We start from the raw sequence: 7,431 nt of genomic DNA, 5'->3' as shown, positions 1-7,431 counted from the left end.
ATTGGTTTGACCATCATGACCAGAAGTGATATAGTTTATTCCACTACTCGAATCAATCCACGGTTCAAACGGTCATGAATCTCTTGGACTAGGGTTTGCTCTTCTAGTGAAAGTGATGCCTTGCCTCGTAAAGCTGACATAAAGAGCTGTTGGTCAATGCGGGTAATTTGGCGCATATGAATAATACGCTGAGCTATTTGCTTAACCGGGAATTTGGGGAAGATCACTTGAGAAGGTTTCATGGGCTCCACATAATCTCTGTAATTTTAACTATCGGCAATTTTGAAGAGATCTTCTGTGAGAGAGAGTCCTAGCTAGTAGTGATTCGAGCTCACGATGTGTTGTGATGGGATCGCGGTTAAGCTGTGATCTGAGTTACAACGATGGCAAACTAGTAGCCGATCAGCGTTGACGGTCGTGATATACAGCATGTTGATTCTAGGACAAGAGAACGACAGGAGGAAGGAAGCAGCAAATTAGAAAAGGAATAAATACTAATATAGTCCAATATTTGGATGCCTGAAACTGTTTAAAGGTTAACAGTTTGGTATCTGAGAGCTTTATAATTGTGGTTGGCACTGATGGTTCCTGGGCCAAGGCTGTCATAATTTGTTTACCCAAAACCCGTCCTAATCGTGGTGGTACAGCATTACCCACCTGTCGAAATCCATGCCATTTGGTGTGGTGGAAGCGAAACCAATCTGGAAATGAGTGCAGTCTAGCGGCCTCTCGCACCGATATCACCCGTGGGTAATCAGGATGAATGGGGCGAGGAGAGGTGTAGCGACCGTTTTTATAACCAGTACCTGCTCTGAGGGTATGGCATGGTTTATCCCAGTGTAAGCGTCGTAAGCGACTGGTAGTTTCTACCTCGCCCATGGGTGTGTTTCTAAACCGCTCAATCGACGCTTCCGTGTGCTGGGTTTGCAGGGAACTGGTTAATAGTTTAGGATTCCACTGGCGGGGATAGGCAAAGTTACCAGGATCGGTGATTACATCCCGTAACTTTTCTACATAGGGCATGGCTAACGCTTGCAGCAGGTCTAGCTGTTTTGGTTTTAGTTCAACACAATCGCTTTTCTGGAGTTCAGGAAAATCATCTAAGTTAGGCAAGTCTGCGATCGCATCCTTAACAGTTACCCATTGGTGAGAGCCTAGTTCTGAGTCAGGATAAACCACTGGTGCTTCCCCAAGCCTAGAACCCAGTAAAAACAACCGCCGCCGTTTTTGTGGCACGCCAAAATCTGCTGCATTCAATACCTTGACTGGCTCAGTTATGGTGTATCCAGCTGCTTTAAACTCGCTGATTAGCTGCTCGAACAGGTCTTGGTATTTGTTCTGAGCTAAGCCTGGAACATTCTCCATCACAAAATAGCGTGGTTGGAGTTCTTTGACCAAACGGCAAAACTCAAACACTAAATTATTGCGTGCATCATCTACTTGACGCTTACCGATCAAGGAGAATCCCTGACAAGGGGGTCCACCAATGACTAGATCAATCACTAGATCAATGGTAGAAACCTGCGATGAAACCTCTCTACAGTCTTGGTTTTGCCCCCTTTGACTTGCCCACTCCCTCAGGGCTTTCTGAATTTCCTGACCAGACAGGGTAGCAACGTCGGTACATAAAACCTTGGTTTGGGGGGAATTGAAGGCATACACTGCCCCATGAATTGGGTCTTGTTCAACGGCAACGGCAACATCAAACCCCGCCTGCTCAATCCCTAGGGAGAAACCACCAGCACCAGCAAATAAATCAACGGCTAACGGTCGATGAGAGAAATTTGCCATGCCGTTTATGGTAATCTAATTTTATTGCGCTGCACGCTTCGGAACAGGGAACAGGGAACAGGGAACAGGGAACAGGGAACAGGGAATCGGGAATCGGGAATCGGGAATCGGGAATCGGTAATGAAAAAGCTTGTGACGTAGCCTTGCTCACGAAAATAGGAAAATTAAATGGACCCTAGCTTACCTATAATGGTTGATCAGTAGGAAACAGTATTTTTTAGCATACCTTAGTTAGTGCTTTCTTTTACCATTCAGATTAATCTAGCTCTCACTAAAGTTGCGACTAGTAATAGCAATCCGTTTAGGAATTGTGATAATTTTGATGCCATATTCCCGACTCCCGACTCCCGACTCCCGACTCCCTACTCCCTACTCCCTACTCCCTACTCCCTACTCCCTTTCCTAAAGTGCTGATGCCAATTTTAAAATCCTCATTTTTCTGGTTTTTCTGCTTTACGGTAATTTTCCTGCTATCCCAAGATTTCTGGTCTTGGCAGCAAGACATTTCCTTCTCCTTGCTCCATCTTCCCCCCTGGGTATTCTATTTTATTGCCTTACAAATTCTCCTCGCGATCGCATTGTTACTATTTGTGCTAAATTTCTGGGAAACTTCGTCTAAGGAAGACCGTTAAGGAGATGACACTAGACTCGATTATTCCCTATGTTGTGCTGGCCGGGTATTTATTAGTAACCCTTGTGGTAGGACTAGTTGGTTATCGCCAACAACAAAACACCCCTGACGATTATTTTTTAGCTGACCGTAACATGGGAGCAATTCTCCTATTTTTCACCCTAATTGCTACCAATTTCAGCGCCTTTGCTTTTCTGGGATTTTCAGGATCAGGGTATCGCATTGGTCTGAGTTATTACGGAATGATGGGGTTTGGAACTGGCTTAATCGCATTAACCTTTTATTTTATCGGTTATCGAGTCTGGCTTTTAGGCAACAAACACGGCTTAATCACCCCTTCTGAATTGATGGAAGCTCGTTTCCGTAGCACAGGTGTATCCCCTGGGATTAGCAATACCCTCAAATTAATTTTTCTGGCGGTTATGGTAATTTTCACCATTCCCTACTTAACCCTACAACCGATTGGAGCTGGCTATATTATTGAAACCTTAACCAATGGACAAATTCCTTATTTTACAGGGGCTACCTTTTTAACAATTGTCATCGTGCTGTATGTGTTCATGGGGGGAATGAGAAGCGTTGCCCTAACCGATGTTATCCAAGGGGTTTTAATGTTTACCTTAATGTTAGCAGCAGTAGCAGCAATTGCTTCTAGTCTGGGAGGGATTGCTGAAGCTAACCGTACTGTCTACACCCTCAAACCTGAATTGTTTTCTCGACAGGGTATAGATAATTTTTTTACACATCGTAAGTGGTTTAGCTTCATGATTCTCTGGATGCTGAGTGTCCCTATGTTTCCCCAGATGTTCATGCGATTTTATACCTCAAAAAATAGCAATTCCCTAAAAGTTTCGGTAGTGATTTATCCCCTAGTAAGCGCTATCATGTTTATTTGTCCGGTACTAATCGGAATGTGGGGACATATTTCCTTTTCTGACCTGACAGGAAAAGCATCTGATCAAGTGTTTCCGATGATGCTAGCAGAACATACACCAATCTGGCTAGCATCTTTAGTGATGGTGGGAGCATTAGCTGCAATGATGTCAACCTTGGACTCCCAGCTTTTGGCTCTCAGTTCCATGCTAACTAGAGATATTTATTTTGCTTATTTCCGTAAAACCGCTTCCCTCAAAGAACAAACCTTTGTTGGTAGACTACTGATTGTTTTATTGGCAATTATTGGTTTAATTATCGCCAAAAATCCCCCAGATACGATTACTGCGATCGCAACCCAAGCCTTTACAGGATTAGCAGTACTGTTTCCGACGGTAATTGCAGTATTGTATAGCAAAACTATTCATCCTCTAACCTGTATTGTATCGATTCTTGTGGGTGAAGCCGCAGTGATTGGCTTTCAGTTGGGGATTATTCCCAAAAGTCTTACCTTCGGTTTTCTGCCAGTTGTCCCTATTGTTGCCCTTTCCGGATTAATTATTATTGTCGGATCAATCAAGCCGATCCGGAGACTGGATTGATATAGCAGTTATCAATGGGGTGAGCTAATTTAGTCCTGGGTTGTAGGGAGTCGGGAGTCGGGAGTCGGGAGTCGGGAGTCGGGAGTCGGGAGTCGGGAAAAAATCCTGTGTACCTCATTACTATGATAAACGTTGTCAGTGGTCAGCTTATTTTCTTCAAAAGCTGTTCGCTTTAGCGTGGCCATAGGCTGTTGGCGTAGCCTGCGCGTAGCGCATAGGCTGATAACTGATAGCTGTTGGCGTAGCCTGCGCGTAGCGCATAGGCTGAAGTCATTGGTCAGTGGTGAGTCTTGAGTACTGAGTCTTCAGTTGGAGAGTTTTGAGTAGACATGCTGGGCAAATTGTATTATAGTGTAATACAATTACATTACTGAGCTAAATTCTAAATTCTAAATCCTAAATTCTACATTCTACATTCTACATTCTTAATTCTACATTCTTAATTCTTAATTCTTAATTCTTAATTCTACATTCTTAATTCTACATTCTGACCAACATCGACTAGCCGGAGGATAATATGTCCAAAAAACTCGACCAAATTATTGTTGTGGATGTTGAAGCCACCTGTTGGCAAGGGAAGCCACCCCCAGGACAAGAAAACGAAATCATTGAAATTGGGATTTGTGTATTGGATGTTGTTTCTGGGAAGCCCCTGGAAAAAGACAGTATTTTGGTAAAACCAGAACGCTCAAGGGTCAGTGAATTTTGTACCAAACTAACTACATTAACCCAGGAGCAAGTTGACCAGGGAATATCGTTTGTTGAAGCGTGTTCAATTCTAAAGGATAAGTATTTATCTGCTCGGCGAGTGTGGGCCAGCTATGGGGATTATGATAGAAATCAATTTCAGAAACAGTGTACATCGCGTTTTTTGAGATATCCCTTCGGTCCCAGACATATCAACATCAAGACGTTGTTTGCTATTAGTTATGCTTTGCCCCATGAAGTTGGTATGGCACAAGCTTTGGATTTACTAAATTTACCGTTGGAAGGTACTCACCACCGGGGAGGAGATGATGCTTGGAATATTGCTTGGATCTTCTCAAGGTTACTTTCGCAATTCAGAACTACACCATGATATTGACTAGACTTGTTCCAGAAGTCGGGAATCGGGAATCGGGAATCGGGAATCGGGAATCGGGAACAGGGAATCGGGAATCGGGAATCGGGAATCGGGAATCGGGAATCGGGAATAATAATTGACGAAAAGCGATGCAGCGCGGTCTTTAATAATGTTTATCACCACTATTATAAAATAATAGCGATTTGCAGATAATTTAATTATGAAAATGAAGTTAAAAAAATAAAATCGACTTATTAATTTGCAATAATAAATAACTTAGTTTGCATACAAACTGCTCTATTCCCTGTTCCCGTCTTGATGCAGTCGCTCATGGGGGAAACCCCCAAGACCGCGCTGCATCCCTGTTCCCTGTTCCCTATTCCCTGTTCCCTGTTCCCTAAAAAAACCTAAATATGTACTTAAAAAATAGCAAACTACTATATCAATATGAATCCGTCTCGGTTAGTCAAAATTAGTAAATATTTGAGTAAGCATCTTCGGCACCAGCCTCAGAGAATTGGAATCACACTCGCTCCTGGTGGCTGGGTTGGTGTTGAGGAACTACTGGCAGCTTGTAAAAAGCATTCCTTTCGGATCAGCCGTGCTGATTTAGATCAAGTAGTTGCCAAAAATGACAAGAAGCGCTTTTCCTTCGACTCCACAGGTACCCGAATTCGTGCCAATCAAGGTCATACGGTCAAAGTCGATTTACAACTAGAAGTTGTGGTTCCACCAGATGTGCTGTATCACGGCACAGGTCACCGGGCAGTTGAGTCAATTCTCCGGCAAGGTTTGTGTAAAATGTCGCGACATCATGTTCATCTATCGACAGATATGGCAACTGCCAGAAAAGTGGGAGCAAGACATGGTCGCCCTGTGGTTTTTGCCATTGATGCCGCAGCTATGCACAACGCCGGTCACAGCTTTTATTGTTCCGATAATGGCATTTGGTTAGTGGATTGGGTATCACCAGAATATTTAAAGTTCACATTTCAGTCTACATGTAATCGAAAAGGTGAGAAAAAGCATAAAAGCTGTAGATAATCAACACGATAGCCATTACCTGAACCATAGGGGAATTAGAGGAAGGCATGGTTGTACCCCTGACCCACATGGATACGGCTGCTCCCATAGCAAAGCTAGAACTGAGTACCAGATAGGGCCAGTCATCGGTATAATATCCCCAGGTGGCTAGTAATGCCATTGCCAATGAGGTCATCATTAATTCAACGAACTCTGGTGGATTGTACTGGGTTGAAAGCACTAATGTTCGCCACCAAAACTGCCAAAGTCTCATAAATTAAAGTAGCTAGTTAATGCTCTAGGCTAGCGTTGACTGAAGACTCTGATATTCTAATATAGTTATGCTTATAGTTATGCTCCTGTAAATAGCTTAGAGCTTCCTCGGTTTTAACTTGAGGAAATTTGAGGTAGAAGCGGCTGACACTTAGAAAGGGTTCCGGTGTTTGTAAGATAACCATGCGATCGCACCATTGTGATAACCAGGGTATTAATCCTCCTGGTGCCACTGGTGTGCAAATCCAAACCTGTGCTGGATTGTGGGCTTTTACTGCTGCGCTTGCTGCTGCTATGGTCATTCCAGTAGCAATGCCATCATCAACCAGCAACGCTAGGGCACCAGTAGGATTGGTTTTCGGACAACCCGGTTGCAGTTGAGCTAGCTGAGCTTGGGCTTTTTCTTGAGCTTGAGCTAATACTATTTCCTGCCATTGAGCATTTTTGTTTCGCCATCGCCTTTGCCCAGACCAAAGTACAACTCCCGAGGAAGTCACCGCACCGATTGCTAATTCTGGGTTGCGAGCCGTGGTAATTTTTTTTGCCACTACAATATCTAGTGGACAATCCAGTGCCCGAGCTACTGGTGCTGCTACTGGGATACCCCCCCGAGGTAGTGCATATACAATAGGCGTTGCATCAATACCTGTAGCGTGCAGCCTGCTCACCAAGGGGATAAGTGCTTGAGCGAGCTGCTCACCGGCATCAGCGCGATCGCTAAACAGCGGGGCAGTGTGCATGGCTTCCTCCGGTATGAAGTTGCCTGATATATATTATAATTACGGATTTTTGTCAAGATTACTGTATCAAAAGAAAGATTGTAATAATTACTTGCTCACAATCTCCTCAATCTACTATTAGTAGTAAGGTGCCTTATGCCTGCAAAAATTTCTGTGAGCCCTCATGTCCAACGGAGAACAACTTAGTCTTTTTGACGAGTCAGAGTTAACCCCATCACAGCCGAACAATGTCCAAAGGGAGCTAATCCCCACTGATGCCAAAATCCCTATTCCTCCTGGCACTTACGACACCATGGAATCCTTGACAGAACACTGTCAATCTTGCCAACGCTGCGAATTAGGAGCTACCCGCACTCAGGCTGTTATTGGACGTGGCAACCCTAAGGCCCTAATTATGATTATTGGAGAAGGACCGGGTAAACAAGAAGATGAGAC

Annotated in this window: 11 protein-coding genes and 1 pseudogene; 5 read left to right on the top strand and 7 right to left on the bottom strand. The window is 44.0% G+C overall.

Translation table 11 applies throughout. The features are described from left to right. Nucleotides 1-35 precede the first annotated feature (35 nt). The 3 genes from F6K57_RS33375 to F6K57_RS33365 all read right to left on the bottom strand — a co-directional run bounded on the left by F6K57_RS33375 (nucleotide 36) and on the right by F6K57_RS33365 (nucleotide 1,942). Nucleotides 36-242 (bottom strand): hypothetical protein, encoded by a 207-nt coding sequence (locus tag F6K57_RS33375; protein ID WP_070392609.1) that lies wholly within the window; start codon nucleotides 240-242, stop codon nucleotides 36-38. A 196-nt stretch (nucleotides 243-438) separates the two neighbouring features. Continuing rightward, entirely contained in the window at nucleotides 439-1,791 is a 1,353-nt protein-coding gene (locus F6K57_RS33370; RefSeq protein WP_293072260.1) for a DNA cytosine methyltransferase, read from the bottom strand. Beyond that, nucleotides 1,757-1,942 (bottom strand): hypothetical protein, encoded by a 186-nt coding sequence (locus tag F6K57_RS33365; RefSeq protein WP_293053633.1) that lies wholly within the window; start codon nucleotides 1,940-1,942, stop codon nucleotides 1,757-1,759. The genes F6K57_RS33370 and F6K57_RS33365 overlap by 35 nt, the downstream gene beginning before the upstream one ends. 262 nt (nucleotides 1,943-2,204) lie before the next feature. Here F6K57_RS33365 and F6K57_RS33360 point away from each other — a divergent pair, with 262 nt between their 5' ends. Together F6K57_RS33360 and F6K57_RS33355 are read left to right on the top strand one after the other, a co-directional pair. After that, entirely contained in the window at nucleotides 2,205-2,423 is a 219-nt protein-coding gene (locus F6K57_RS33360) for a hypothetical protein (RefSeq protein WP_293020155.1), read from the top strand. A gap of 4 nt (nucleotides 2,424-2,427) precedes the next feature. Then, complete coding sequence (locus F6K57_RS33355) at nucleotides 2,428-3,897, top strand: sodium:solute symporter family protein (protein ID WP_293072259.1); 1,470 nt, start codon at nucleotides 2,428-2,430, stop codon at nucleotides 3,895-3,897. Nucleotides 3,898-3,926: 29 nt separating this feature from the next. Here the strand turns inward: F6K57_RS33355 and F6K57_RS33350 are convergent, their stop codons facing one another. Continuing rightward, nucleotides 3,927-4,082: a hypothetical protein gene (locus tag F6K57_RS33350; RefSeq protein WP_293072258.1), complete on the bottom strand. Its 156-nt coding sequence runs from the start codon at nucleotides 4,080-4,082 to the stop codon at nucleotides 3,927-3,929. 332 nt (nucleotides 4,083-4,414) lie between these two features. On the opposite strand from F6K57_RS33350, the gene F6K57_RS33345 reads away from it, so the two are divergent. Beyond that, nucleotides 4,415-4,975, top strand: a complete 561-nt coding sequence (locus F6K57_RS33345; protein WP_293072257.1) for a 3'-5' exonuclease — start codon at nucleotides 4,415-4,417, stop codon at nucleotides 4,973-4,975. 6 nt (nucleotides 4,976-4,981) lie between these two features. On the opposite strand, the gene F6K57_RS33340 is transcribed toward F6K57_RS33345, so the two are convergent. Beyond that, entirely contained in the window at nucleotides 4,982-5,140 is a 159-nt protein-coding gene (locus tag F6K57_RS33340; RefSeq protein WP_293072256.1) for a hypothetical protein, read from the bottom strand. Nucleotides 5,141-5,407: 267 nt separating this feature from the next. On the opposite strand from F6K57_RS33340, the gene F6K57_RS33335 reads away from it, so the two are divergent. Then, nucleotides 5,408-6,004: an RNA 2'-phosphotransferase gene (locus tag F6K57_RS33335; protein ID WP_293040543.1), complete on the top strand. Its 597-nt coding sequence runs from the start codon at nucleotides 5,408-5,410 to the stop codon at nucleotides 6,002-6,004. Here F6K57_RS33335 and F6K57_RS33330 read toward each other — a convergent pair. Next, on the bottom strand, nucleotides 5,958-6,257 hold the full coding sequence (locus tag F6K57_RS33330) for a hypothetical protein (protein ID WP_293040540.1): 300 nt from the start codon (nucleotides 6,255-6,257) through the stop codon (nucleotides 5,958-5,960). The genes F6K57_RS33335 and F6K57_RS33330 overlap by 47 nt on opposite strands. Before the next feature lie 16 nt (nucleotides 6,258-6,273). Continuing rightward, nucleotides 6,274-6,996: a phosphoribosyltransferase family protein gene (locus F6K57_RS33325; RefSeq protein WP_293020147.1), complete on the bottom strand. Its 723-nt coding sequence runs from the start codon at nucleotides 6,994-6,996 to the stop codon at nucleotides 6,274-6,276. 163 nt (nucleotides 6,997-7,159) lie between these two features. On the opposite strand from F6K57_RS33325, the pseudogene F6K57_RS33320 reads away from it, so the two are divergent. After that, nucleotides 7,160-7,431, top strand: a pseudogene (locus F6K57_RS33320) (uracil-DNA glycosylase); the annotation flags it as partial.

This window comes from Moorena sp. SIO4A5, assembly GCF_010672005.1.
Lineage (GTDB): Bacteria > Cyanobacteriota > Cyanobacteriia > Cyanobacteriales > Coleofasciculaceae > Moorena.
Note: the sequence above shows the minus strand (reverse complement) of the source record. Positions and strands in the feature narration are given on the sequence as shown.

Excerpts from the sequence above, each read along its gene's own strand:
- F6K57_RS33335 (WP_293040543.1), top strand. The coding sequence starts at position 5,408 with ATGAATCCGTCTCGGTTAGTCAAAATTAGTAAATATTTGAGTAAGCAT.
- F6K57_RS33330 (WP_293040540.1), bottom strand. The coding sequence starts at position 6,257 with ATGAGACTTTGGCAGTTTTGGTGGCGAACATTAGTGCTTTCAACCCAG.
- F6K57_RS33325 (WP_293020147.1), bottom strand. The coding sequence starts at position 6,996 with ATGCACACTGCCCCGCTGTTTAGCGATCGCGCTGATGCCGGTGAGCAG.
- F6K57_RS33375 (WP_070392609.1), bottom strand. The coding sequence starts at position 242 with ATGAAACCTTCTCAAGTGATCTTCCCCAAATTCCCGGTTAAGCAAATA.
- F6K57_RS33355 (WP_293072259.1), top strand. The coding sequence starts at position 2,428 with ATGACACTAGACTCGATTATTCCCTATGTTGTGCTGGCCGGGTATTTA.
- F6K57_RS33345 (WP_293072257.1), top strand. The coding sequence starts at position 4,415 with ATGTCCAAAAAACTCGACCAAATTATTGTTGTGGATGTTGAAGCCACC.
- F6K57_RS33370 (WP_293072260.1), bottom strand. The coding sequence starts at position 1,791 with ATGGCAAATTTCTCTCATCGACCGTTAGCCGTTGATTTATTTGCTGGT.
- F6K57_RS33360 (WP_293020155.1), top strand. The coding sequence starts at position 2,205 with ATGCCAATTTTAAAATCCTCATTTTTCTGGTTTTTCTGCTTTACGGTA.
- F6K57_RS33350 (WP_293072258.1), bottom strand. The coding sequence starts at position 4,082 with ATGGCCACGCTAAAGCGAACAGCTTTTGAAGAAAATAAGCTGACCACT.